Annotated in this window: 19 protein-coding genes; 6 read left to right on the top strand and 13 right to left on the bottom strand. The window is 40.5% G+C overall.

The window, feature by feature from the left end:
• The first annotated feature begins 96 nt into the window (after window positions 1-96).
• The gene (locus I8751_RS07015) at window positions 97-1,077 is read left to right on the top strand and encodes a protochlorophyllide reductase (RefSeq protein WP_214438455.1); all 981 of its coding nucleotides are present in this window, start codon (window positions 97-99) and stop codon (window positions 1,075-1,077) included.
• 99 nt (window positions 1,078-1,176) lie between these two features.
• Here I8751_RS07015 and I8751_RS07010 read toward each other — a convergent pair whose 3' ends face one another.
• The 4 genes from I8751_RS07010 to I8751_RS06995 all read right to left on the bottom strand — a co-directional run bounded on the left by I8751_RS07010 (window position 1,177) and on the right by I8751_RS06995 (window position 5,937).
• Entirely contained in the window at window positions 1,177-2,901 is a 1,725-nt protein-coding gene (locus tag I8751_RS07010; protein WP_214438454.1) for an NAD+ synthase, read from the bottom strand.
• 86 nt (window positions 2,902-2,987) lie between these two features.
• Window positions 2,988-3,734, bottom strand: coding sequence for an NUDIX hydrolase (locus I8751_RS07005; RefSeq protein ID WP_214438453.1), 747 nt, complete (start codon window positions 3,732-3,734; stop codon window positions 2,988-2,990).
• Complete coding sequence (locus I8751_RS07000) at window positions 3,695-4,294, bottom strand: nicotinate-nucleotide adenylyltransferase (protein WP_214438452.1); 600 nt, start codon at window positions 4,292-4,294, stop codon at window positions 3,695-3,697. Before I8751_RS07000 ends, I8751_RS07005 begins: the two co-directional genes overlap by 40 nt.
• A 197-nt stretch (window positions 4,295-4,491) precedes the next feature.
• The gene (locus I8751_RS06995) at window positions 4,492-5,937 is read right to left on the bottom strand and encodes a nicotinate phosphoribosyltransferase (RefSeq protein ID WP_214438451.1); all 1,446 of its coding nucleotides are present in this window, start codon (window positions 5,935-5,937) and stop codon (window positions 4,492-4,494) included.
• 397 nt (window positions 5,938-6,334) lie between these two features.
• On the opposite strand from I8751_RS06995, the gene I8751_RS06990 reads away from it, so the two are divergent.
• Window positions 6,335-6,487 carry a hypothetical protein gene (locus tag I8751_RS06990; protein ID WP_214438450.1) on the top strand — a complete coding sequence of 51 codons (153 nt, stop codon included), beginning with the start codon at window positions 6,335-6,337 and terminating at the stop codon, window positions 6,485-6,487.
• A gap of 269 nt (window positions 6,488-6,756) precedes the next feature.
• Here I8751_RS06990 and I8751_RS06985 read toward each other — a convergent pair whose 3' ends face one another.
• Complete coding sequence (locus I8751_RS06985; RefSeq protein WP_214438449.1) at window positions 6,757-7,047, bottom strand: hypothetical protein; 291 nt, start codon at window positions 7,045-7,047, stop codon at window positions 6,757-6,759.
• 384 nt (window positions 7,048-7,431) lie between these two features.
• Window positions 7,432-10,557 (bottom strand): plasmid replication protein, CyRepA1 family, encoded by a 3,126-nt coding sequence (locus I8751_RS06980; RefSeq protein ID WP_214438448.1) that lies wholly within the window; start codon window positions 10,555-10,557, stop codon window positions 7,432-7,434.
• A 513-nt stretch (window positions 10,558-11,070) separates the two neighbouring features.
• Here I8751_RS06980 and I8751_RS06975 point away from each other — a divergent pair.
• Window positions 11,071-11,310 carry a hypothetical protein gene (locus I8751_RS06975; protein WP_214438447.1) on the top strand — a complete coding sequence of 80 codons (240 nt, stop codon included), beginning with the start codon at window positions 11,071-11,073 and terminating at the stop codon, window positions 11,308-11,310.
• Window positions 11,311-11,348: 38 nt separating this feature from the next.
• On the opposite strand, the gene I8751_RS06970 is transcribed toward I8751_RS06975, so the two are convergent.
• Together I8751_RS06970 and I8751_RS06965 are read right to left on the bottom strand one after the other, a co-directional pair.
• The gene (locus I8751_RS06970; RefSeq protein ID WP_214438446.1) at window positions 11,349-12,068 is read right to left on the bottom strand and encodes a GDYXXLXY domain-containing protein; all 720 of its coding nucleotides are present in this window, start codon (window positions 12,066-12,068) and stop codon (window positions 11,349-11,351) included.
• 277 nt (window positions 12,069-12,345) lie between these two features.
• Window positions 12,346-13,773 (bottom strand): DUF2157 domain-containing protein, encoded by a 1,428-nt coding sequence (locus tag I8751_RS06965; protein WP_214438445.1) that lies wholly within the window; start codon window positions 13,771-13,773, stop codon window positions 12,346-12,348.
• A 116-nt stretch (window positions 13,774-13,889) separates the two neighbouring features.
• On the opposite strand from I8751_RS06965, the gene I8751_RS06960 reads away from it, so the two are divergent.
• A complete protein-coding gene (locus I8751_RS06960) occupies window positions 13,890-14,840 on the top strand; it encodes an RsmB/NOP family class I SAM-dependent RNA methyltransferase (protein ID WP_214438444.1) in 951 nt (316 codons plus the stop codon).
• Window positions 14,841-15,047: 207 nt separating this feature from the next.
• On the opposite strand, the gene I8751_RS06955 is transcribed toward I8751_RS06960, so the two are convergent.
• The 3 genes from I8751_RS06955 to I8751_RS06945 form a co-directional block, all read right to left on the bottom strand.
• Window positions 15,048-16,772: an ABC transporter ATP-binding protein gene (locus tag I8751_RS06955; protein ID WP_214438443.1), complete on the bottom strand. Its 1,725-nt coding sequence runs from the start codon at window positions 16,770-16,772 to the stop codon at window positions 15,048-15,050.
• A gap of 66 nt (window positions 16,773-16,838) precedes the next feature.
• A complete protein-coding gene (locus I8751_RS06950; RefSeq protein ID WP_214438442.1) occupies window positions 16,839-17,378 on the bottom strand; it encodes a hypothetical protein in 540 nt (179 codons plus the stop codon).
• A 32-nt stretch (window positions 17,379-17,410) separates the two neighbouring features.
• Window positions 17,411-18,034, bottom strand: a complete 624-nt coding sequence (locus tag I8751_RS06945; RefSeq protein WP_214438441.1) for an exopolysaccharide biosynthesis protein — start codon at window positions 18,032-18,034, stop codon at window positions 17,411-17,413.
• A 436-nt stretch (window positions 18,035-18,470) separates the two neighbouring features.
• Here I8751_RS06945 and I8751_RS06940 point away from each other — a divergent pair, with 436 nt between their 5' ends.
• Window positions 18,471-19,253 carry an ABC transporter permease gene (locus I8751_RS06940; protein WP_214438440.1) on the top strand — a complete coding sequence of 261 codons (783 nt, stop codon included), beginning with the start codon at window positions 18,471-18,473 and terminating at the stop codon, window positions 19,251-19,253.
• Between the two features lie 168 nt (window positions 19,254-19,421).
• Here I8751_RS06940 and I8751_RS06935 read toward each other — a convergent pair whose 3' ends face one another.
• Window positions 19,422-21,182 (bottom strand): ATP-binding protein, encoded by a 1,761-nt coding sequence (locus tag I8751_RS06935; RefSeq protein ID WP_214438439.1) that lies wholly within the window; start codon window positions 21,180-21,182, stop codon window positions 19,422-19,424.
• Between the two features lie 176 nt (window positions 21,183-21,358).
• A complete protein-coding gene (locus tag I8751_RS06930) occupies window positions 21,359-21,595 on the bottom strand; it encodes a hypothetical protein (protein WP_214438438.1) in 237 nt (78 codons plus the stop codon).
• 480 nt (window positions 21,596-22,075) lie between these two features.
• Between I8751_RS06930 and lepA the strand changes: the two genes are divergently transcribed.
• Window positions 22,076-23,887 carry a translation elongation factor 4 gene (lepA, locus tag I8751_RS06925; RefSeq protein ID WP_214438437.1) on the top strand — a complete coding sequence of 604 codons (1,812 nt, stop codon included), beginning with the start codon at window positions 22,076-22,078 and terminating at the stop codon, window positions 23,885-23,887.
• Window positions 23,888-23,932: the final 45 nt, after the last annotated feature.

The raw sequence follows: 23,932 nt of genomic DNA, 5'->3' as shown, positions 1-23,932 counted from the left end.
CTAATTTTGTTTTTTAATGAGTAATTTCCCGTTAATTGACATCAGTGGTGTGAGATCCTAGAGACAGTCGATGACAGTCAACGGAGTCTGAACAGAATGGAACAACCTCGGAAGTCAACGGTCGTGATTACGGGTGCATCATCAGGGGTAGGTTTGCAAGCCGCAAAAGCTCTTGCCCAAACAGGGCAATGGCATGTAGTCATGGCCTGTCGGAATCTTTCAAAAACAGAAGAAGCTGCTCAGTCTGTAGAAATACCCCAAGGCAGCTACACAATCATGCATCTTGACTTGGCTAGCTTAGAGAGTGTTCGACAGTTTGTCAATAAATTCCGGGAAAGTGGCAGGTCGCTGGATACTTTGGTGTGTAATGCCGCAGTGTATATGCCTTTATTGAAAGAGCCATTGCGGAGTGTGGATGGATACGAGTTGAGCGTTGCTACAAATCATCTCGGACATTTCCTGTTGTGCAACCTCATGTTAGAGGATTTAAAAAAATCATCCTCTGGCGATCCGAGGTTGGTGATTTTAGGAACCGTAACTCATAACCCGAAAGAGTTGGGAGGAAAAATTCCACCACGTCCAGATCTAGGAGATCTCAAAGGCTTGGCAGAGGGTTTTAAAGAGCCTTACTCAATGATTGATGGGAAAAAGTTTGAGCCTGTCAAAGCTTACAAAGATAGCAAAGTCTGCAATGTTTTAACGATGCGGGAACTGCACCGACGCTATCACGAATCAACTGGCATCACCTTTAGTTCTCTTTATCCCGGCTGTGTGGCCACAACACCGCTATTTAGAAACCACTATCCTTTGTTTCAGAAACTTTTTCCATTGTTCCAAAGGTATATTACTGGGGGATTTGTATCTGAAGAGCTAGCTGGCCAACGAGTCGCAGATGTAGTGGCTGATCCTGCATACAGACAATCTGGTGCTTATTGGAGTTGGGGTAATAGACAAAAAAAAGATGGTAAGTCTTTTGTGAGAGAAGTTTCCCCGGAAGCTAGCGATGATGAAAAAGCCAAGCGCTTATGGGATTTAAGCGAAAAGTTGGTTGGAATTGGAAAAGTTCAGCCTGTATGATAGTTGCTCAAAGGTTTTGATAGGTTCGTAGTAAGCACTTTAGTGCTTAAAAAAACCAAGGACTAAAGTCCTTACTACAAAAGCGTCTCACTATCATAATTAATGGGACAGACCACTAGGATTAGGAACACTTGTAGACTGATAAATGTTTTTAACAGCAACACCAACCCAGTTACTAGCAATTGGCATTCGCCAACCGGTGCCAAAAGCACGATCAGTGATTTTTAATCCTGGGGGTGCTTGTCGTCGTTTAAATTCAGCACGCGCCACCATCTGGATTACTCGGTCTACAATTATTGGATCATGTCCTGCGGCGACAACTTGTGCAGCTGATTGGTGATTGTGAATCAGGCGTTGCAGGATGTCATCTAAAATTTCGTAGGCGGGGAGGGAGTCTTGGTCAACTTGGCCTAGTTTAAGTTCCGCGCTGGGTGCTTTGGTAAGGATGTTTTGGGGAATAATTTCGCGATCGCGGTTTAACCAATGGCAAAGTGAATAAACGCGGGTTTTGGGAACATCAGCAATGACTGCTAAACCGCCGTTCATATCACCATAGAGGGTACAGTAACCAACCGCCATTTCTGACTTGTTGCCAGTAGATAATAAAAGATAGCCAAATTTGTTAGCGATCGCCATCAATAAATTACCCCGAATCCGGGACTGAATATTTTCCTCGGCAATACCAAACTCAGTTCCGGCAAATAAGTCAGCTAAGGTGTGATCAAAGCATTGCATTAATTCGCCGATTGGTAAAATATTAGTTTCAATCCCCAAATTTTTGCCTAATGCCAAAGCATCACTGACGGAATGTTCAGAACTATAGGGCGAAGGCATCAAAACACCCAAGACATTTTCTTTACCCAATGCAGCCGTGGCGATCGCTGCTACTAATGCAGAATCAATTCCTCCACTTAAACCTAGTATTACTTTAGAAAAGCGGCACTTCTGGGCATAATCTTGTACTCCCAAAACCAAAGCCTGCCAAATTTCTGCATCTTCTGATTCAGACTCAGCTACTACAGAACCCGATTGCAAATCCCGTTGTACTTCGTCAAATTCTGTTACTACTAAATCGGTTGCAAAACCACGGGCACGACAGATAATTTCACCTTGACGATTCAAAGCAAAACTGCATCCATCAAAAATTAAATCATCATTTCCTCCTACCTGATTAACATAGATAATTGGTTGTTTAAAACGCACCGCACTATACTTCAGCATTGCTTCTCGAAACTGCTGCTTACCTACTGTATAAGGCGAGGCAGACAAATTTACTATCAAATCAACACCAATAATTGCTAAATCAGCGATTGGATTTGCTATATAACTACGTTTGCCCCAAAACTCCTCATCATTCCATAAATCTTCGCAAATAGTTACACCAATATCGATATTATCTAAAGTAAAATAATTAGCTTGTAAACCTGGTTCAAAATAGCGTCTTTCGTCGAAAACATCATAAGTAGGCAAAAGTTGCTTATGAAAAACTTGCTTGATGTTGCCTGCTTCTAATAAAGCCATGCTATTAAATAAAATTTTTCCGCCAGTAACATGGGCTTTGAAATTTTGCTCAACAGTCCCTACTAACACAGCTAGATTTGGTGGTAAATCTCTGGCTAACTGTTGTACTTCGATACCCATAGCTTCCACAAAACTAGGATTTAGCAATAAATCCCTTGGTGGATAACCACACAAAGAAAGTTCTGGTGTCAACAATAAACGCGCACCTTCTGTTGCTGCTTGCTGTGCAGCCTCTAGGATTTTGCGGGCATTTCCTGACAAATCACCAATTGTAGGATTAAGTTGAGCGATCGCAATTTTCATTGTTTTTAGTTAGTTGTTAGTTGTCAGTTGTCAGTTGTTAGTTGTTAGTTGTCAAAATCTTTTTTTCTGGACTCTAAAATTTGAATTTAAATAAACACTAAGGGTTTATCTTTGAATGGAGCAAAAGCTTCAGCATCAAACTTATACAAACTAGCCGGACGGCCAGCACCCCGTGACACCTTAATTCCGGTATCGCATAAAAAACCTAACTTGAGTAGACGCGCCCGAAAATTAGAATAATCGGCGAAAGTTTCCCCTAAAACGGTGGTGTATAACTGATATAAATCATTCAAAGTAAATGTTTCTGGTAACACTTCAAAAGCTACCGGACTATACTCCAACTTATTTCGCAGCCGCCTGTGTCCATAAGCCAAAACTTCATTATGGTCAAAAGCTAATTGCGGTACTTGCTTGACTGGATACCAAGCAATGCCAGTTACTCCATCAGCAATTAATTCTGCTTCCTCAAATCTGACTAAGGCAAAGTAACTAACTGATAGATAACGCACACCATAACTACTAATTTCTTCTCGCGGGTCACGATTGGGGCCGCCAAAAGTGTATAACTGCTCTAAGTAGAGATTGTTGACTCTGATTTTCTCTGCCATGATGCGATAAGCAGCATCTTCTAGAGACTCTCCTTGACGTACCAAAGTACCGGGAAGACTCCAATAATTTAAAAATGGTTCCTGCTGTCGCATGACTAACAGAACTAGCAGCCGATTCTGCGTGGTATCTACCGAAAAAATAACATTATCAACACCTACCTTGAAATCAGCCAAAGGTTGTTGATTTAGCGCAGTTGAAATCTTTTTGTGGTTGCGTCCTCGCATTTGTACAAATGCTCTCGATGAATATAGGCAATAATTGGGGGCGTGAGAGCTTGGGGATCTCTTTGTTCACGATACGCTGTTGAAGATACATCTAGACCTGTAAGACTGGCGATCGCTATTTTTCCTCCCAGCTTTTGCACTGCCTCTAAGCTAGACTCATCTATTACATATCCCGGACGCGGTATAATTAATAACTGCACCTGCTGTAATAAATCTTCAATTCGATACCAACGCGGTAGCTGACTCAGTAAATCTGAACCAATCACCAAAGTATATTCAGCGTTCTCACTCCATCTAAATTTAGCTTTTTCCACTGTTTCCAGTGTTTTCCAGCTACTCAATTCCTGTTCCACAGCAATGTTGTGCAGTGGTGCATCCATATTTGCAATCAACAGTCGTAGCATTGCTGCTCGATGTTCCAAAGAAGTTTGATGGGATTTAAAAGGATTATCTGCTGCCCAAACCGCCACCCAATCATAACGCTCAGATAACCATCTAAGAATTTCCTGATGTCCAGCAGTTGGTGGATCGGCACTAGTACCAAATAAAGCAATTCTCATAACTAAGTCGCTACAAATAAAGTTAACTAGTGAGGGTCGTCAGTTGTCGGTTGTCAGTTGTTAGTGGTAAGAGTTGAAGGTATATTGACATTTCGTAACATAGTTATGTTTATTTATGCTCACTTACTTAATTCGTAATTCGTTGAGGCTGTTTCCAGAATTTTCACCTCGTATTCACTCAATACATCGATTTAGTCTCATAAATTTACCTCTGTGTCCACCCGAAGTTTGCTCAACGCGGGGAACCCGCGCACGCAACTTCTCTCTGCGTCTCTGCGGTTCGTCTCCTCTGTCAACTCTTGCAGCGCCGCCGAAATCTCCACCTCCACAGCTATAGGATTATCCAAACGCCTCGTCTGTTCTGGCAAACTAGCAACAGAAGCAGTAGTACGTTGCCGAATTACTGCAAGGCTTTCTGGCGGTTGCACCCGTTTACCCTCCTTCATCACCACCTGCAACAAAGGTTGTTCGCCCAGAAGAGGACTTTCTGTAATCAGCCCCAATCTGTCGCCTTTTACCTCACCTGCTGCAAACGACCGAAAAATTTGTTTGCGTCCTGGATAAGTTACCTTACCACTCGATTTTTTCATGACTGGGATGCCATCAATTTCTACAAGCTTGTAAACTCCATTCACAGGAGAACCTGTAACTAGTCTTGTTCCCAAGCCATAACCGTCGATTTCCGCACCAGCTGCTTTGAGTCTTTTGATTTCCCATTCATCCAAGTCACCACTGGCGAAAATTGACACCCCAGGCAAGAGCGATCGCACTTGCTGGGATAAAGTAACTAAATCTCCAGAGTCCAACCTCACGCCAGTTAACTTTATTTCTCCAGAATTGACTCGCTGGGCTAATCGTTCGGCAGCTGCAATGGTATTGTAGGTATCAATCAACAATGGCGCACCCGGAAAATATCGATGAAACGCGCTAAAAGCCTGTTCTTCAGTTCCTTCTAGTGCTGACAGCGCCATCACTAAAGCGTGGGCCATCGTACCACTTGGCTGTTGCCCTAGTTGTAGCGCCGCTAACACATTTGAAGTGGAGTCTAATCCGCCTGCTAATGCTGCCCGCGCCGTCCATAAAGAAGCTTGAGGACTAAATGCCCTTCTGGTGCCAAATTCTAGAAGTGTGGCTTGTTCCCCGGCGACATCGCGGAGGCGGGCTGCCCTAGTGGCAATCAAAGTTTGATAATTTAGAGTATTTAATAGATAGGTTTCTACTAGTTGTGCTTGCCACAGGGGCGCTTCAACTCGCAACAGTGGCTGATTTGCAAACACCGCTGCTCCTTCTGGTACAGCCCACACATCCCCAGTAAATTGCCCCTCTGCTAGGAGTGACCAAAAGCGATCGCTTGCCCCAGCAAAAATGCCCGTAGCCTGTAAAGCTGCTATTTGAGAGGAACTAAAGCGAAATTTTTCTAAATATTCTAAGGCCTGCGCCAGACCCATAGCGATTAAATAGCCGAAATTATCGGGCGATCGTCTGATAAATAATTCAAAACTAGCCCATCGTTGCTCTACACCTTCACCTGTATAACAAGCTGCCATCGTTAGCTGGTAAAGGTCAGTAAGCAGGCTGTAGTCAGCAGCAGAGAGTGTTAACTCTTGGTTCTGGCAGTGGTCTAAGTCTGGGAAAGTTGTCATGCAAGAGCGTCCTTACAAGAATGCTTCTCCTATTATGGTAAATTTTACCATAAATAATGTCAACTATTTAGAAAGATTTGGCTATATATCGCTCTCTAGGAGGACATTCATCGTATTTTAATACTAAATCATTAAAATATTTAATATTTTTTAATAGTTTATTTTATTAAAAATGTTAACCTGCATCTTTTTCAGGCAAGCTTTAATCAATAACTGAGTTATTATTAGAATTGAAGAAGAAAGTTTGACTTCTAGAGAAGCTAAAGTATTGCAAACATAAATGAACAATCATTGCATAGATTGTCAATATATTGAGAATCTGAGCAATGCAATAAACATTAGAACTAAAGTATAGACATCACAATTAATAGTGACTCAAAGCAAGGAGTCTAATATTATGGCTATTTCCAGAATCATTGCTAGCATCACCCAGTATATTTCTGAAGCCGCAATGCGAATTTTTGGGCCTACTGATGATGCTTATCCTAATACTGGCGTACAACCTTTTACAGGCGATCCTTACAAAAAAGGTACAGCCGACATTTGGTAAAGAAGAACATAGCAATAAATGACATTTTTAAGAAACATAATCATAAAACAGGCGTGAGTTTTTCTTCACGCCTTTTTTATTTAAAATTATAATTGCAGGTGACAACACCTAACGCACAATATTTAAAAATTGAACCGATTATTTTATTACCAACCATAACTACGAATATTATTAAAATTAATTGTATCAATATCTACTTTTTGTAGATAATTAGCTAGCTTAAAATCATCTTTGTTTGTAAGTTTGAAACAATGAGCGAATATAATCTTTCATACCTCACGAATTTTCATCGATTTTACTTCTCCTGTTTCTGCATCTACGGTAAATATTTTATAATCACGTTCATATTTATTGGCTAAAGAAATCACATCATGAATAAGCGTTCTTTCACTCTTAGCTACAGGACGACTAAAACCTAATGTTACATACCAAAACTTTTTATTTTCTGACAATTCTACTTCTTTAAGCAAGATATCATTGATAGAATTACCTATCATATCTTGTATATCTTCAAAGTATTTTTTAGCAGCTACAACAGCGCCACGCACATCAATTTTCATATATTTTACCTCCTGTTAACAGTCCACTAATCTCCTAATAATACCCGAAATGAATACTCTGACCTTGATTATATTGAATGCGATCGCCTAATTCATCACACACACTGTTGGATGTTTCTGTAAGTCAAATTTTTGTGGTTTAGCTTTAAACAGCGATAATTCATCACAGGAATCATCAATTTTTTTGCTACCGTTATGTGTGGAGAGTGTACCAGTACCGTAGATTGAGATTAAGTAAGTCGGTGAAATAAAACCAAACTATGTGAATAAAAGTAAATAATGCTCAAACTCCTTCTCCCCCTGCTCCCTGCCCCCTGCCTTATCCCAACAATAATTATTGACATCGACCTACTTACTATAGACAAATCTCACATATAGTTGTGATTATACATGACCAGCGAAAACAGGATTAGTTTGTGAATTATTCAAAGAGCAATTTGGGGGATTAGCTATCATTTCATATCCACTAGTTTTATCATTTATCAATATCAACTCATCTCGTTGATGCCAAACTGTAAATATTTGTTCTCTGCCATCATATAAAGTCTCTGGATCAATTTGATAAATATCATTGATTCGTTTCAGCTTTAAACCCAATAAATTTAACAGCCTCCCAAGTATTTTGATTGTTGAAATACTTTCTTGCTCTCTTACCAAATCAATACTCAGCACTCTTTTAATATGTTGACTATGCTGAAAAGCGACATTTTTCAGCAACATCAAATCAGAATCATTTTCAGTAAATTTTCGTTCGGGTTCTAGAAACTGGAGTATCCCTAAAGCCCTCATCGCTTCAACTTTGCAGGTATAAGTTTTTAAATCTGGGAGAAAAACCTTCCCATCACCCCAAGACAATTGCTGATACCATTCTTTTTGATCTCTGATATGGAAATATTCACTTTCATGAGTCAGATAATAGTGAATCAATAACTGGTAATAATAACCTTTGTCATCGCGCAACTTCAAAACAGGAGTGACTGCAACACCATATCTTTGTCTAAGGTTATATTTATGAATTTGGCTGCGTTCTTCTTCAGTCAAGGTATGCTTGGCTAATAGCTGGTCATGTTCTACATAATCAATATCTTTAGCATTTGCGATCGCCATTGCGGAGGATAATTGATTTTGCTGCTTAATATCTCTGATTTGACGTTTAATTTCCTTCGCTTTTTGGCGTTTTTCTGACCAATCTTTTTGGACTTTAACAATTTCTAATATTAATCTCTGACGCGTTGCTAAATCACTAGGATCAGTTGCTAAAAATGCTAGTCGTAAATCTCGAATAATATTATTGTGAACTGCATTACTCCGCATCCAGATTTGATGTCCATCAGTAGTTAAGCCATCTTGCATCGATTGGCGATAAAGACGAATTGAAGCATTCACTCTTGCAGATAATTTCGCCCAAGTCCGCAAATGAATTGGATCATAAACTAATGGTAAATCCACATCTATTTTATGCAAGGGACTGAGCAAGGCTAAATTTTCTTTTTGATTTTCTTGATACCAGTTAGATAGCAAACGATAATTGGTACTACCACTACCAATTAAGCCGATACCTCGTTTAGCACACCAGACAATACGTGGTACATCATCCCTGACTCTGGCTAATGCTTGTCGTGCTTCGGCATCAGGAATTACTCCTTGAAAAATGCCATAAACACGGTCAAAATGTTGAACATCAATACTAATGCCGGTACCGAGGCTGGGTGTCACAAAAACGGCACTATAGTCAGAAATTTTTTGATTAATAGCAGCTACAAAGTCTACTGCTGCATGACCAGGAGTATTTGTGGTGTGACTGCTAATTACTAAAGATTTAGGAAATTGCTGTCGTAATTTTTCTAAACGCTCTTTTAAATAGCGTTCAATTGTCTCACAACTATAACGTCCAGAACGACTATCAGTAGTCACATAGCATTTACGTCCTGCAAGTAAGTCTAGTTCTAATTGATGAATTAGCGGTGTGGGATTAGGAGAATCATAAAAAGTTACATCCCAGCCTCGCTGAGGTTTCCATTGATTTACTAGCAGCCAAGGCATTAATTTTATGCCTGCTAATCCTTGTAAATATTCTAAAGATACATCTGATAAATCAGCATCCTGAGCAATTATTAATCCCCCAGTTTTAAGAACTGTAGAAATTAGTTGTTGGAATAATTTGAGAATTTTGATGCGTTTGTGTTTGCAAGTATCACTATTAAGTAAATGCCACAAAGATTGTTCTACTTCATCTAAAATGATAATTGCTCCTTGCCAATCTTCAGGATTTAGTTTCCAAATAGAATCAATGCATAAGCCTACAGATTTATGAAGAGAAAATGAATCAAAAATTATAGGTAATTCTTGTTCAGGAGTTGTTAACCACTCACTTTGACTTAATCCCCATTTAATTCCTATTTTTTCACATAAAAACTTTCCTAATTGGATTCTATGAGTAATTAATAATACTGACTGATTTCTATTTTTTGCTTGATTGACAAGGGTTTGCAACGCTGTGGTTTTACCTGTTCCTTTAGCTGACTTGACTCCTACTAAGCCAGAAGTAGGGAAAGAGACTTCTCCTAAATAAGGTCGGTTGATTGTAAGTGCAGCTGGAATTGTTAACTCCGTATGAGGTTTAATTTGGGCAAGGTAAATTTCTAAATCAACACTTTGGCGATAAATTTTCTCGAAAGTGTTTGCACCTTTAGCAATGAGAAATTCATCAACACCTTTTTCTGTACCTGGAAGTTCAATAACTTTGACTGAGCATTTTTTTTCTTGGAATAAACAGCCTAGCTGAGAAATAGCATTATTGACGGCGGCAATTTTTTGGGGTTGAGTTTCAAAATCAAAGCAAATATAAAAGGTGCGCTTGGTAATAGCGAATGTTGCTAAGTCGGGAATCAGCTGACGATTGATAACTTTGCCAAATCTATCTTTAACAACCCGATAACCGCTGGTAATTCCCGGAACTGCGATCGCAGCGTATCCTTGTGTTAATAGTGCCGCTGCTTTTTTGACTCCTTCACAGATAATTATGGGTATATTATGTTGCATCACCCATTGCCAAAAGCCTACAGCTGCGCCATTACAGTCAATGCTGATATCTGTGGGCATGGCTAGATTGTAACGCCCAGAGACTTGCTGCCAAACCGATAGCGTTACCCGCAAACAAAATATCCGTGTAGGTGTGCTGGGGGGATGCTCATACTTAATACACTTACCCTTATGATTCATCCGGGGTTGATTCGGCTTAAAACATCCCCATTCCATTAATTGCCAATTTTTTAAAGGGTCTAACCCTGAACACCACCAACCACCTGCGGCGACATGAGAGTAACGCTGTAACCATCCACTTTTAATCATTCCAGTGTTGGTACGAGGCAGATGCTCAGAAATTAGCAGGTACTCATAAGCATTTGCACCTTGGAGCGATCTAAAATTAAGCTCTGCCAAGTGTAAATCTATACCACTGTCTGTGATTAGTTCCTCAAGGTGTTGGGGATGTAAACAGTGTAGATGCATGGTGTAAGCCGTGAACGGAAGAGGACGGACTTAAAATTTATCATGCATTTGCTTGTTTGTTATGGCAGAGATAATGAGAATTTAATGATACTTTTTTTACTTCGTCCTAGACGATACATCGGTGAATGATGAAGAGAGTGGTTTTATGTGAATGTATTGCTCAAGTAATAACCTTGTACTGTGATTTTTAGTTACTGTAAATTTTTATTTATCAGTGTATTCTCTATTTTGGTTATTAACACATAGACTGATATTTAGCAATGATGCATAGACACTGAGCTAATTGTCGCTAAATTTTGTTTTTTAATTAAATGCAATAATAGTAACTATAATCATTTAAAATCAAGAGTTAAATAACATCCAAAATTTGTAGTGGCTGTCTTAAAAGTCAAGCGATCGCTAAAATATTCGAGCTAGCTAAATAATCTTCTTCAAAGCAGCTGACATTAGCAGCATATATGTGTAGACTAATTGAGGATCAATTACTATTCTTAATCTTTTACACATCCATCTATGGATAGAAAAACTAAACGCCTGTTGTTGCTTGTCGTTTTCTGTAGTGTAGCTGGTGTAGTTTTAGGAGGTACAGCCAGTTGGGCACAGAGCAATCTTTGTTTACAAGACACTAAGGTGACAAGTGACTGTCTGACTCAAGATCCTATTCAAAAAACTATACAAGGAATGGGTACTGGATTAGTAGCTGGGGCAGGGGCGGCTTGTGGTGCAGCATGGAATGCACGCCACGAAGATTAATTTTGAAAGACGCGATTAATCGCGTCTCTACAAACCTATTAAAAACGATAGTTGCGATCGCCTACCCACAAACTAACCGGCACAGCTTTGCCTTGAGGATCTACTTTCACTTTCACTACTATGGGGCGTATTCGTCTTCCTCTATTTCGCTGGGCGCTGCGAAAGATATCGTTATTCATCTGCTGGCGTTCTTCATCTGGGATATTGTATGTCTCTACCCCATACATGACGTAATCATCCTGATAAACACCTTTTAAGGCCACTTGATTGGTTGGCAGGTAGTTGGGTAGATTACTACTAACACGTATCGGTCGCCAAGCTCTAGGAACACCATTACCAAAGGATTGTTGCTCTTGCAAAATCACATACAAATTGGTTCCTGTTAGTAATTGTCCGTTCCTCCCTCGGTTTCTCCTGAGTAAATCTTCCCAACCAGAAAGTCTTCTTAAGGTTGCAATGCGCGATATGTTATAGTCCAGCGATAAAGTGTAGCCCCGCAGCACCTCATCAGGGTTTACAGCCACTGTTTGTAAGATCACCTCTTTACCTGTGAGGTTGGTATACATTGCTTGGGTGGGAACTGCTAGAATTATTCCTGTTTGTATTGCTAGGGGAACGAATAGCCGCCAAAAAGGTAAAGGCTTGTTCGCTTTTTGTTCAGTAGCAATTAAGTAATCCCGAAAAGTCAGCTTCTTAGAAAATTCCGCTTCGGGAGACAATGATTGATTTTTACCAGATTCAGAGGAGTCACTTTTCATGGCGTAGTCCTAAAAGAAATATTAGGGAAATCAGAAGCAGAATTAGGACTAACGCAGAGACTCTCTAAACACAATGATCTACAGAGATTTTGAAGACGAGCAATTAGACTAAGCAGTACAACACGGTAGAAATAACCCACCGATTTCAAATGTCTAAAACCCTTACAAAAAGGTAATTAAGTTAGCAATTCACCGAACGTCATTACGAATTACGTAGCTTGCTTCTCGCCCTTGGCGAGTATTACGAATTACGAATTACGCACAGCGTTACTAGATATCACTTTCTACTGGCAGTAGTTAGGCGACGTTCAAACCAAAGTCCAGCACTAATTAATGCAGAACCGCACATAAAGAAGACAAGTGACCTAAAAAGTAGGTCAGTATCGTACTCTAGCATCCGACTAATGATTTGCAATGTGAACAATAGCATACCGCCCCAAAAGGTACGTCTGTTGTTTAATTTCAATCCTTCTTGAATTAACCCCCAGCACAAAACTGCCAAAAGTACATTGAAAATAAAACTGCCGAGTTCACCAATACGACTAATAGCTTGATGCCAAAAAGGTACTACAGCTATGAAGACAATAAAAGTGGCAATCATAGCTGTAGTAAAAATTACTTCTCGCCGGGGAGGATTGTTTCTCTGACGCAGTAAAAACAACCATTGCAATACTGCTAAACCACTGAGAATCCCCAAATCGATAATGGGAAAAGACATTAATGCACTTGTGTTGCTCGTTGGTGGATAGGAATTATAAAATGGGGCTTGCCATTGCCAACGAAAGGACAAAATATAAAAGACAAACCCAAAAGCCACCAATCCTAAATCACGAGCTAGAGGCTGAAATAGCCTGTAATTAATTGTAGGAAATAGCAGGTCATCATAACTCCAGAATAATGCAGGTGGCAAGGCAAAAGCAAAAGATGCCATCCAAGGCGCTACATCAGCAAAATTCAGCAGTGGTAGAGGATTGAGGTTGAGTTGTAAAGTAGCAGCAAAGATCAGCGCTGCTAGGAAAAAAATCCAACGCGACCGACAAAAGTAGGCTAAGGGTACAAACAATAGCCATGACAACAAAGGCATGTGTCTTACCGCCAGCCTTACCCAAGACCATTCACCTGAAGCAACCGAATAGAAAGATAAGTCTCCTAGTCCCGCCCAATAGCCAATCTGTATTAGGATAATTGCCATAATTCCCAAGGAATTTAAGCACAGACTGTAAGCCATGAGCAAAACACCAAACCCCCAAGCCAGAAACAATTCGGCAGTGGAACCGTTAATATTGGAAATCTGCGCCATTAGGGCGATGTTTGCACCTAAAATAAAGGCGCTCAAAATTAGCAGTCCCTCTCCTACTAATCGTTTACTGCGTTCTTGTTTTTTTCCTTCAGCACTAGTTGCTTGTCTCCAGGTGTAAAAACCAATGATTGTGGTTGTCAAAAATAAACTCATCATCAAGATGAATTTAACTTCTCGTGACCATGCTTGCCAATTGGCGGCTACGAAGGTGATCACGCCCAGACTTAAAAGGATACTACCTATAGCGATCGCAATCATCCCAGAGCGATCGCGCGCAGCAGTTTCTAGATTTTTAAATTGATAACGGTCTGCAATTTGTTGGTATTGCGAAGAACTAATTATGCCTTCGTCTCTCCACAATTGTGTTTCTTTGCGTAATTTCTGGTGAAAATTATCTAATACCATGACCATCTCCAATGCAGTGGGGTAATTCGGCGATCGTCGTCAAAATAGCGGTCATTAGATTTTCAGTATGCAGCCAAGCCTGGGTATGGCATTGTTCTTCCGTAACAGTTTTAATAATGGAAAAACCTTCAAATTTACTACTTAAACTTTCACGGCGTTTATTTGCTGATTCAAATCAACAAGAACAATTTATTGAGGCATTAATTCATCCTCAACCTTTTTTACCGTGTATTCTTTGGTGTCAAGAAAAGCCAGATATCTTACCTTTTGCAGTAGAAACACCAACGAGTTGGCAACCACAATTTGTAGACCGTTTATACCTAGGTGAAAAACCTGGTCAACATCCACTACATAACCAAGGATATTTTTATTGCTTAGATTTTTCTTCTGTATTTGCAGCTACAGCTTTGTTAGCAATTTCTCCATCAATCCGGATAATTTTTGATATGTGCGCTTCTCCAGGAGGCAAGAGTGTCTTTGCTTGGAAGGCTTTACAACCCGAATTAATTATCAGTAATGAAGTAATTGGCAAACGTTTGAGTATGCTAATTTCTAATCTAAAGCGTTGCCATATTAGCCCTTCTATTGTAGTGAATAGAGATTCTAATATTTTTGGAGAAAATATTCCTTTATCTAGTGATTTAGTAATAGTAGATGCGCCTTGTACTGGACAATCTTTACTTGCTAAAGGTGGAAAAGCACCAGGATGTTTTCATCCAACTGCTATTAATAAGAGTGCAAATCGGCAAAAAAGGATTATAGCTAATTCTGCCCAAATAGTTGCTCCTCAAGGTCATTTAGCTTATATGACTTGTACTTATTCTCCTGAAGAAAATGAGCAGGTTTGTGAATGGTTTCTGTCGCGTTTTCCCCAGTTCCAGACGGTAAAAGTTAGTTCTTTACAAGACTATCAATCACATTTAACTACTATCCCTTGTTATCGAATTTTTCCCCAAGATAGATTAGGTGCTGGTGCGTTTACTGTGCTTTTTCAAAACACTGAGGAAGGTGAAAGGAAGGAGGTGGATTTTGATGTTTTATCTGGAGTTTGGAAGAATACCAACTGATACTAAGTTGCATTCAGAAATAGTATCTAGAAATGGGGCATTGCTTATCTATCTGAACCCTGAGTTACTATCTTTGAGCGCAACTCGGTATGAGGAATGAGGAGTGTGGGGAGCAGGGGAAGATGGGGGAGACATGGCGATAACTGACAACTGACAACTGACCACTGACAAAACTCTACCCATAAAACAATGGAGTTTTTATTCTCATTAACTAAATTGCTGGGTATAAAATCTTGCATAGCGGTGTTCTAGCGCCAACAGTTCCTCATGGGTTCCCGATTCAACAATTTGTCCTTGTTCTAAAACTAAAATGCGATCGCACCGTCGCACTGTACTTAAACGGTGGGCAATAATAAATACTGTGCGATTCTGCATTAGTCTTTCTAAAGCTTCTTGTACTAATGCTTCTGACTCGGAATCTAACGCAGATGTGGCTTCATCTAAAATCAAGATTTGGGGATTTAGTAAAACAGCACGAGCGATCGCAATTCTTTGGCGTTGTCCACCCGATAAGTTTACCCCACGTTCGCCTACCCAAGTCTGATAACCCTCTGGGAGTTGGCTAATAAATTGGTGGGCGTTAGCAATTTTTGCCGCTTCTGCAACTGTTGACATTTCAAAAACATCTTTACCAAAGGCTATATTTTGGGCAATAGTTCCCGAAAACATGATGGTTTCTTGGGGAACAATACCAATTTGTCGCCGCAGACTATCAAGGGTAACATCCCGAATATCAACGCCATCAATGAATATTTGACCAGCTTCCGGGTCATAAAAGCGAGGGAGAAGATTCACAAATGTGGTTTTACCAGCACCGGAAGCACCCACAAGGGCGATCGCTTCTCCTGGCATCACCAACAAACTGATATCTTTTAAAACAGGCTCATCAGGTTTATAGGCGAAAGATACATGATGATATTCTACTTTGCCATTAACTGGGGGCAAGGCGATCGCATTGGACTTTTCGACTACCGTCGGCTGAATTGCCATCAATTCAAAAACACGGTCAACTGATGCCTCACCTTGTTTAAATTCGTTGTAGTTATTAGTAGTATGACCAATAGGATCAATTAACAATCCGGCTGCGGTTAAGTAGCTGAAAAATTCTCCTACCGTTAAGTTGCGTTGAGAAATTTGCCACGCCCCTACCATTAATAACGATAATGCACTCAATGCTTCCAAAAATCCTACAATGGGAATTTGAATGGCTTTGAGGCGTTCTGCTGAATATTTTGCTTGAAAACTGCGTTCCGCCTCATAGCTAAATCGAGCGATTTCATAATTTTCGGCTGCAAAAGCTTGCACCAGACGAATACCGCTGAAAACCTCCGTGAGGATAGCCGATAAAGTAGACACCCGATTTTGGCTTTTGAGGGAATACTTGCGTAAACGTTCGCCAAACCAGCCAATTAAAATCCCCATTAGTGGCGCAACAATCACTGTGGCTAGTGTGAGTTGCCAATTAAGGTAAATCATGTAGATGGGAATTGCCACTAACTGCAAAACGCAGGGAATAAAATCGTGAAACAGTTTATGGATGACTTCACCAACACGGTCAATATCTTCTGTGAGGCGGTAAGACAAATCACCTGCTTTGGCTGTTTCAAAAAAGCTGAGATTGAGCTTTTGTAAGTGGCTGTAGACTTGCTTACGGAGAGTAAAAGCAACTCTTAAAGCAGCTTTTGCCATGTATATATCTTGCACAGACTGAAAAAAGCCGCGTACAAGAAACACCAAGCCGAGAATTGCAGCTAATTGAGCGATCGCTACTACATTACCTTTTCCAAAGGGAACTGCCAATTTACCCGCGATGTTAATTAGCGCTAATGTCGCCAGGACATATCCCAAGATGCCAACACATCCCTTGGTAATATTTTGCCACTGGGGTCGGAGATAAGGCAGTAATTGCCAGTAATTAGAACGGGTTTTCAAACTGTAACATCCACAAAAATATTTTCCTTTGTTTGACGCTATCAGCTTTTGTGTAGTTTCTTCACGTTAATTCATATTCATGTCTGGGTTTTCTGAGAGTTCCCAACGAAGTAACCTTGGTAACTGCGATAAATCTAAGGCGTAGTTTCCAACCCACAGGACAATTTCCAAAATTAATAAATAGCGAATCCACAGCAATTCATTTGTAGAACCCAAAATTTTCAAACCCTCGTATAATTGCCAGAAGCGGTAAGGTAAATATAAATAGGGAACCATCACCCATACTACGTTTTGAATTTGTCTTAGAGTTACAATCTCCGAGAGAATTTGCAACCCTAACATCACAAAGTACCAACCTAAGACGGTTAACACAGAAGTGTAACCCCAAAACACGCCCCACAACAGCATTACTACTAACGGCACTAATACTCCCAGTACTTGCACCGTGCCAAACCAGATTTTAAACCACCCTGGTAACGGTGTTGGCAGGCTGAAAGGCTTGGCATTTCTCCAAGCCCAACCTACAACAACTAAAAAAGCTGTCGCAACTAGGAAAAACAGGAGGTTTTCTAGAAACAGATAGAGGTTGAGATCAAAAAAATTCATGATGGTATTATCTACAGTAGTATTTTTGCAGATTAACGACCCAACCAAGTTTTAATGAGATCAAGAATACTAGAACCACCCCATATTAAGGCAAACAAAATTGAAGTAGTTAAAATTGCCCCCATTAAACACAGAACTAAACCACCTAAACTAATAGCACCATCATCTTCTAGTAAGCCAAAGCCAGTCACGAAAATACCCATTGCTGGCAAAGTATTAGTTCCCGGAATGGGAATCATCATGGAAATTGCCATAAGAGCGATCGCGCTGCCAATGGTCACTCTTCCTGGTAAAGTGGTACAAATATAGCTTAAACGAGGACGAGCGATCGCTTCAATTCTTCGCAGCCAAGGAATCCCTCCTTTCAAAAATCCTTGCACTGTTTCTAGTTTGATCGGATAATTCATCATTTTCTGCGGTAGCCAAGGAGTTTTAGCACCAATAATCAATTGTATAGCTAAGAGAAAAATCAAAATTCCGAAAGGAACCGAGTATCCAGGAGCAGGAATCGGCAAAGCTGAAGGTAAAGATAAAATCACCAGCAAAAAGCCAAAGATTCTTTCTTTCGCTAGCAGCAAAATCTCCGATAAACTTACATTTGATGGTCTTTCTTCTTCAAAAAAGTAGCGTTGTAATTCGTTAGACAGTCTAGCCATAAATTGTCAAAATTTAGTTAAATTTAGTTAAACACTATACTCACCTAGGACTGCACAAATAAAAGCACCAATAATCAGAACCCGAATATTCAGTAAATTTTGAGATGCCACAAATTTTGCTGTGAACAATAAACTATCTCCTGACAAAAAACTAACTCAGCCAAATTCAGCGAAGATAATCCTCCAGACCGCAAAACAGCCTAGTGATTTAATCATCTGTGGTCAGTCAAAATGCATAGCATCTCACATTATAAAGAATATGCATCCAACATCTTAACGTTCAGCAATTTTTCCAAATGATTAATATTATTAAGTTTACGTGAATTTATTTTGTCCTTTTCAAAGGATTTAATTACTGACTATTAAAAAAGAATTTTCCTAGCCCCTAGCCCCTAGCCCCTAGTCTCTAACCCCTAACCCCCATTACAGATTCAAAATGCAAAGATATTGGAAAGTACTAGGAATATTTTGGAGTACCGCCATCGCAGCTGAGATGGAGTATCGCATCAATTTCGTCATAGCTGCTTTTACCAGCTTGGGTAATTTGGTAGGTAGTTTATTTGGACTATTCTTGTTTTACCGTACTGGCTACACTTTTACTGGCTGGTCATGGGAAGCAGCTTTGATTGTTCTGGGAATTTTTACCTTACTGCAAGGCTTTTCTGCAACCTTTTTGGCTCCTAATTTGAATCGAATTGTCCGCCATGTCCAGGAAGGTACTTTGGACTTTGTGCTACTCAAACCTATCCGTAGTCAGTTTTGGCTTTCTACTCACACTCTTTCTCCTTGGGGACTACCTGATTTAATTTTTGGTAGTTTTTTAATTTGGTATGCAGGTCAACGTTTGGGTTTGGAAATCAGTAACTATCTACTTAGTGCAGTACCTTTGTTATTTGGTTTAGTGATTCTTTATAGTTTGTGGTTCATGCTAGGAGCAACTAGCATTTGGTTTGTAAAAATCTACAATGTCACCGAGGTACTACGGGGTTTATTGGAAGCTGGCAGATATCCAATGGTGGCGTATCCTACAGCTTATCGCTTTTTCTTCACCTTTGTAGTGCCAGTAGCTTTTTTAACCACCGTACCAGCGGAAGCTATGCTAGGTCGCAGTCAAATAACTTGGTCGATAGGTGCAGCAGTGTTGGCCTTGGTGCTATTTTCAATATCTACTTGGTTTTGGCGGTTTGCCTTACGTTTTTACACTAGTGCTTCAAGTTAGATAGTGAATTATCCGGTATAAAAATGTTTATATATTTGATTCAGCAATGTTGAAAATAATGACTTTTATAGCAAAGAGCATATACATTAGAACATCTTGAGAGCGTGAATTTGAGTAACACAACCCACAATCTTTTTACCTTCTGCCCCTGCCTTCTACCATAGCTCATCATTCACCACTATTTGATGAGTCGCTATCACTAGATAGCAATATCACTGGTTGTTGATACAGGGGTACTGAGAATGTGACTGTTGAGCCAAGTCCTTCACCGAGACTGTAAAAATGCACTTCACCGTCCATTGCCTCTACCAGTTTTTGGGATATTGCTAGTCCTAAACCGGTACCACCGTACTGGCGAGTGCGAGAACCATCTACCTGAGAAAATAATTGAAATAGTTTATCTTGTTTATCTAAAGAAACGCCAATGCCAGTGTCTGCGACTCGAACTCTCACCATCCCCGGAAATTGCTGGTCTTGAAATTTCGCTTTCTTCAACACTAAATCGGCACTGATGGTGATGCCACCTTCTTGGGTAAATTTGATGGCATTGTTCACTAAGTTGAGCATAACTTGTAGCAAGCGTTGGTAATTACCTTGAACAATGATTTCATCAGAGGTAGGAGGTAACTGCATCCGGAAACTGAGGTTTCTCATCTCTGCCTGGGGACGCATGAAACTTTCTACATCACCAAATAGTTCATCTAGTTTGACAGGAGCGCAAGTTAGCTCCATTTTGCCTGCTTCGATTTTGGCTATGTCTAAGATATCGTTAACGATATCTAGCAAATGTATTGACAATTGATGAGCTTCTGTCAAAAACTGATTTTGTTCTTCTGGGTCGTCTGCCATGCCCTCTAAAATCAGTTTTAAAAATCCGATCATGCCGTTGAGGGGAGTGCGAATTTCATGAGATACATTAGCTAGAAATTCGCTCTTTAAGCGTGAAGCTTCTTCGGCTTTTTGACGGGCTGCTTCAAGTTCTTTATATAAAGTAGCATGGGCGATCGCAGTTCCTAATTGATCTGCTACTTCTTTGGCTAGTTCACGTTCTACATTTGTCAACGGACAACACTCATCCCGCAGAGTTATGGCTATTAATCCATTAGCTTGGTCTTTGTAGCATGTCGCTACCACCAAAACTTTCTGTTGCGAACATGGAGTATACCCTGACCCCTCCATCACAACTGGTTCTAGGGTTGCTAATGCTTGAGCAAAGGCTGGCTCAGAAGCTACATCTATTTCTAAGCCAAGCATTGAACTGCAATCTGGCTGATGATACTCTGCTATTACCCGCACTCTAGTACTAGAAGGCTGGTAAGGACAAATAATACAGCGCTCCAGCCGTAGTGCTTTTCCTAAACTATCTACTGTTTGCTGCCAAATAATATCTAAATCCAATGTCCGCCGAATGTTTCTGGTAATTTGATTTACCAGATGCTGGTGTTGCTGTGAACGTAAAGCTAAATCTACTTGTGTAGGCACTTTTGGTGCTACAGTCACTTCTTGTTTGTTGACTGTAGCTTGTAATAGTCGCCCCATTACCAAAACTGTAGTAGCGGTGGTTCCCAATTGTGGCATGATTGGGCAAATTGCCAATTCCAACTCGAATAACTCTTGGTGGTAGCTAAACCAGCATTGAAACTTTTCTGGCACTAGATTGTTTAAAATCCGATGCAAACGCTCCAAATAGCCACCCTTATCCACAGGGGTAAAAGTTTCGTTTTCATTGCCCCCATTAACTATTTGCTCGGAGTTTAACCCCAAAAGTTCACTTTGCTGCCAATAAAAGGTCAGATAGCGCCCTGCTCCATCTTGGGTGAATACCAGCTCTGAGCCAAGAGTTGATAACGATCCATCAATCTGATGATCGATATATTCCAGATTTTGAGAAAATAAGTTCGGCAATTGTGAATTGGCAGTAATAGTCATTAATCGAGTTGGATAGACAAATAGCAACTCAAAACAGTTTTACTAAGGCTGCTCAAAATCTGGCATAAAATGTTACAGATTTGGCAAACTTATACGAGGTATTTTGGCGGTTCTGGAATCTAAATTGACAAACTTTACGTTTTTTTTATTTTCTATTTACAAATTATTTACGGATGTCAATCATTCCATTCCCCTCTTGGTGGAATAGGTATGCGATGAGGGGTGCGTGTCAGTTCATCATCTCTGGGAACATCTCCCCGCAACCATTGGCGGATTGCCACCTCAATTACCTTGCTAGGATCATTGGTTAAATGCTGAATTTGTTCGAGTAGCTCGGAATCTAGGCGGACAGCAATTTCTACCTTATCGGCTTGTCTTTGATCCGCGTCGGTAGCTTTCTCTTTCATATTCATAGGTTTATATACTCGGAGGTTGCTTTGTCAAAAGCTTTGTAAAGTAGTTCTATTCATTTTTCAGGGTGTTTACTGACAAGTTTTAAAGGTTATAGTTACATAGTTCCCCGAAATCCTACCAAAGTAACAAAGGGCATTAGGTTTCCAGCAGCAATTGTCATAGAACAGACGAGACAGCAGCTTTTTAGGAATTTTGTCAGTAAATCAGCATTTCTGGGCAATTACTGATTGTAATTGCCCATGATATCTAAACTATGTACTTATATATATTTATTGTACGCTCCTGATTGATCAATACAATCAGGTAAAAATAGACTTTACATATAGACTTTATATAAATTCTTAAAAGTCTACCTATTTACCGAGTCAGTTTCCCACCTTATTATTTCCTTAATAGCAGCGTCTTGGCTAAGAAAGCATTAAAATACATGAAGTAAATTGCTCTTTTAACTTTGGTTGCTGCTTTAGCAAAGATAGTATATGACTGACGTTCCCGCAGTTCGCATTCGCAATTTTTGTATTATTGCTCATATCGATCATGGGAAATCCACCCTGGCCGATCGCCTACTGCAAGCTACTGGCACTGTTGACGAGCGACAGATGAAGGAACAGTTTCTCGACAACATGGATCTGGAACGGGAGCGCGGCATTACCATTAAGCTGCAAGCTGCCCGGATGAATTATCAGGCCAAAGATGGTCAGCAGTATGTGCTGAACTTAATTGACACGCCTGGTCATGTGGATTTTTCTTATGAAGTGTCCCGTAGTCTTGTTGCTTGTGAAGGAGCTTTGTTGGTAGTAGACGCGTCTCAAGGTGTTGAGGCGCAGACTCTGGCAAATGTATATTTAGCTCTTGAGCATGACCTGGAAATTATCCCGGTTTTGAATAAAATTGATTTGCCTGGGGCAGAGCCAGATCGGGTAATCGGCGAAATAGAAGAAATTATCGGTCTGGATTGCAGTGGTGCAATTTTGGCTTCTGCCAAAGAAGGAATTGGCATTAACGAGATTTTAGAAGCAGTTGTGGAGCGTGTGCCGCCGCCCAAAAATACGATCAATGAACGCTTACGGGCATTGATTTTTGATAGTTATTATGACAGTTACCGAGGAGTAATTGTATATTTTCGGGTGATGGATGGCTCTTTGAAAAAAGGCGATCGCGTCTATTTGATGATATCTGGGAAAGAATACGAAATTGACGAGTTGGGCGTTCTCTCTCCTACCCAAAAGCAAGTTGAAGAACTGCACGCTGGGGAAGTAGGCTATTTAGGTGCGGCAATTAAAGCTGTAGCCGATGCGCGGGTGGGAGATACAATTACTCTAAGTAAGGCCAAAGCCGCAGAACCCCTACCTGGTTACGCAGAAGCTAACCCAATGGTCTTTTGTGGTATGTTTCCTATCGATGCTGACCAATTTGAAGACTTACGGGAAGCTTTAGAAAAGCTTAGACTCAACGACGCGGCGCTGCAATACGAACCAGAAACTTCGAGTGCGATGGGGTTTGGCTTTCGTTGTGGATTCTTGGGCTTACTGCACATGGAGATTGTCCAAGAACGCCTAGAGCGAGAATACAATCTGGATTTAATTATTACAGCTCCTTCAGTGGTTTATAAAGTAATCACCATTAAGGGTGAAGAACTGTACATTGATAATCCCAGCCACTTACCTGCACCGAACGATCGCGAAAAAATTGAAGAACCCTACGTCAAAGTAGAGATGATTACGCCGGAAACTTATGTCGGCACTCTCATGGAGCTGTCACAGAATCGGCGTGGTATTTTCAAAGACATGAAATATCTCACCCAAGGACGCACTACACTGACTTACGAATTACCTTTGGCAGAAGTTGTCACCGACTTTTTTGACCAAATGAAGTCGCGATCGCGCGGTTATGCCAGCATGGAATATCACCTCATCGGCTACCGCGAAAATCCTTTGGTGAAGTTGGATATCATGATTAACGGCGATCCTGTTGATTCATTGGCGATGATTGTTCACCGGGATAAAGCGTACAACGTCGGGCGGTCAATGGCCGAAAAACTCAAAGAACTCATTCCCCGCCATCAATTCAAAGTACCAATTCAGGCATCAATTGGTAGTAAAGTTATTGCCAGCGAACACATTCCCGCCTTGCGGAAAGACGTATTGGCTAAATGCTACGGTGGTGATATTAGCCGCAAGAAAAAACTTTTGCAGAAGCAAGCAAAGGGTAAAAAGCGGATGAAATCTGTGGGGACAGTGGATGTACCCCAAGAAGCCTTTATGGCAGTTCTGCGTTTAGATCAAGATTAATGTGATTAGGGCATGGGGCATGGGGAAGAAGGGGTAAGGGCTGTC

It is taken from the genome of Atlanticothrix silvestris CENA357 (assembly GCF_016056295.1).
GTDB classification, from domain to species: Bacteria; Cyanobacteriota; Cyanobacteriia; order Cyanobacteriales; family Nostocaceae; genus Atlanticothrix; species Atlanticothrix silvestris.
This window is presented reverse-complemented; position numbering and strand designations above follow the sequence as displayed.

Coding starts and splice junctions, on each gene's coding strand:
- lepA (WP_214438437.1), top strand. CDS start 22,076: ATGACTGACGTTCCCGCAGTTCGCATTCGCAATTTTTGTATTATTGCT.
- I8751_RS07015 (WP_214438455.1), top strand. CDS start 97: ATGGAACAACCTCGGAAGTCAACGGTCGTGATTACGGGTGCATCATCA.
- I8751_RS06960 (WP_214438444.1), top strand. CDS start 13,890: ATGGAAAAACCTTCAAATTTACTACTTAAACTTTCACGGCGTTTATTT.
- I8751_RS06930 (WP_214438438.1), bottom strand. CDS start 21,595: ATGAATATGAAAGAGAAAGCTACCGACGCGGATCAAAGACAAGCCGAT.
- I8751_RS06945 (WP_214438441.1), bottom strand. CDS start 18,034: ATGGCTAGACTGTCTAACGAATTACAACGCTACTTTTTTGAAGAAGAA.
- I8751_RS06965 (WP_214438445.1), bottom strand. CDS start 13,773: ATGGTATTAGATAATTTTCACCAGAAATTACGCAAAGAAACACAATTG.
- I8751_RS06935 (WP_214438439.1), bottom strand. CDS start 21,182: ATGACTATTACTGCCAATTCACAATTGCCGAACTTATTTTCTCAAAAT.
- I8751_RS06990 (WP_214438450.1), top strand. CDS start 6,335: ATGGCTATTTCCAGAATCATTGCTAGCATCACCCAGTATATTTCTGAA.
- I8751_RS06975 (WP_214438447.1), top strand. CDS start 11,071: ATGGATAGAAAAACTAAACGCCTGTTGTTGCTTGTCGTTTTCTGTAGT.
- I8751_RS06950 (WP_214438442.1), bottom strand. CDS start 17,378: ATGAATTTTTTTGATCTCAACCTCTATCTGTTTCTAGAAAACCTCCTG.
- I8751_RS06940 (WP_214438440.1), top strand. CDS start 18,471: ATGCAAAGATATTGGAAAGTACTAGGAATATTTTGGAGTACCGCCATC.
- I8751_RS07000 (WP_214438452.1), bottom strand. CDS start 4,294: ATGAGAATTGCTTTATTTGGTACTAGTGCCGATCCACCAACTGCTGGA.
- I8751_RS06995 (WP_214438451.1), bottom strand. CDS start 5,937: ATGACAACTTTCCCAGACTTAGACCACTGCCAGAACCAAGAGTTAACA.
- I8751_RS07010 (WP_214438454.1), bottom strand. CDS start 2,901: ATGAAAATTGCGATCGCTCAACTTAATCCTACAATTGGTGATTTGTCA.
- I8751_RS06980 (WP_214438448.1), bottom strand. CDS start 10,557: ATGCATCTACACTGTTTACATCCCCAACACCTTGAGGAACTAATCACA.
- I8751_RS06970 (WP_214438446.1), bottom strand. CDS start 12,068: ATGAAAAGTGACTCCTCTGAATCTGGTAAAAATCAATCATTGTCTCCC.
- I8751_RS06985 (WP_214438449.1), bottom strand. CDS start 7,047: ATGAAAATTGATGTGCGTGGCGCTGTTGTAGCTGCTAAAAAATACTTT.
- I8751_RS07005 (WP_214438453.1), bottom strand. CDS start 3,734: ATGCGAGGACGCAACCACAAAAAGATTTCAACTGCGCTAAATCAACAA.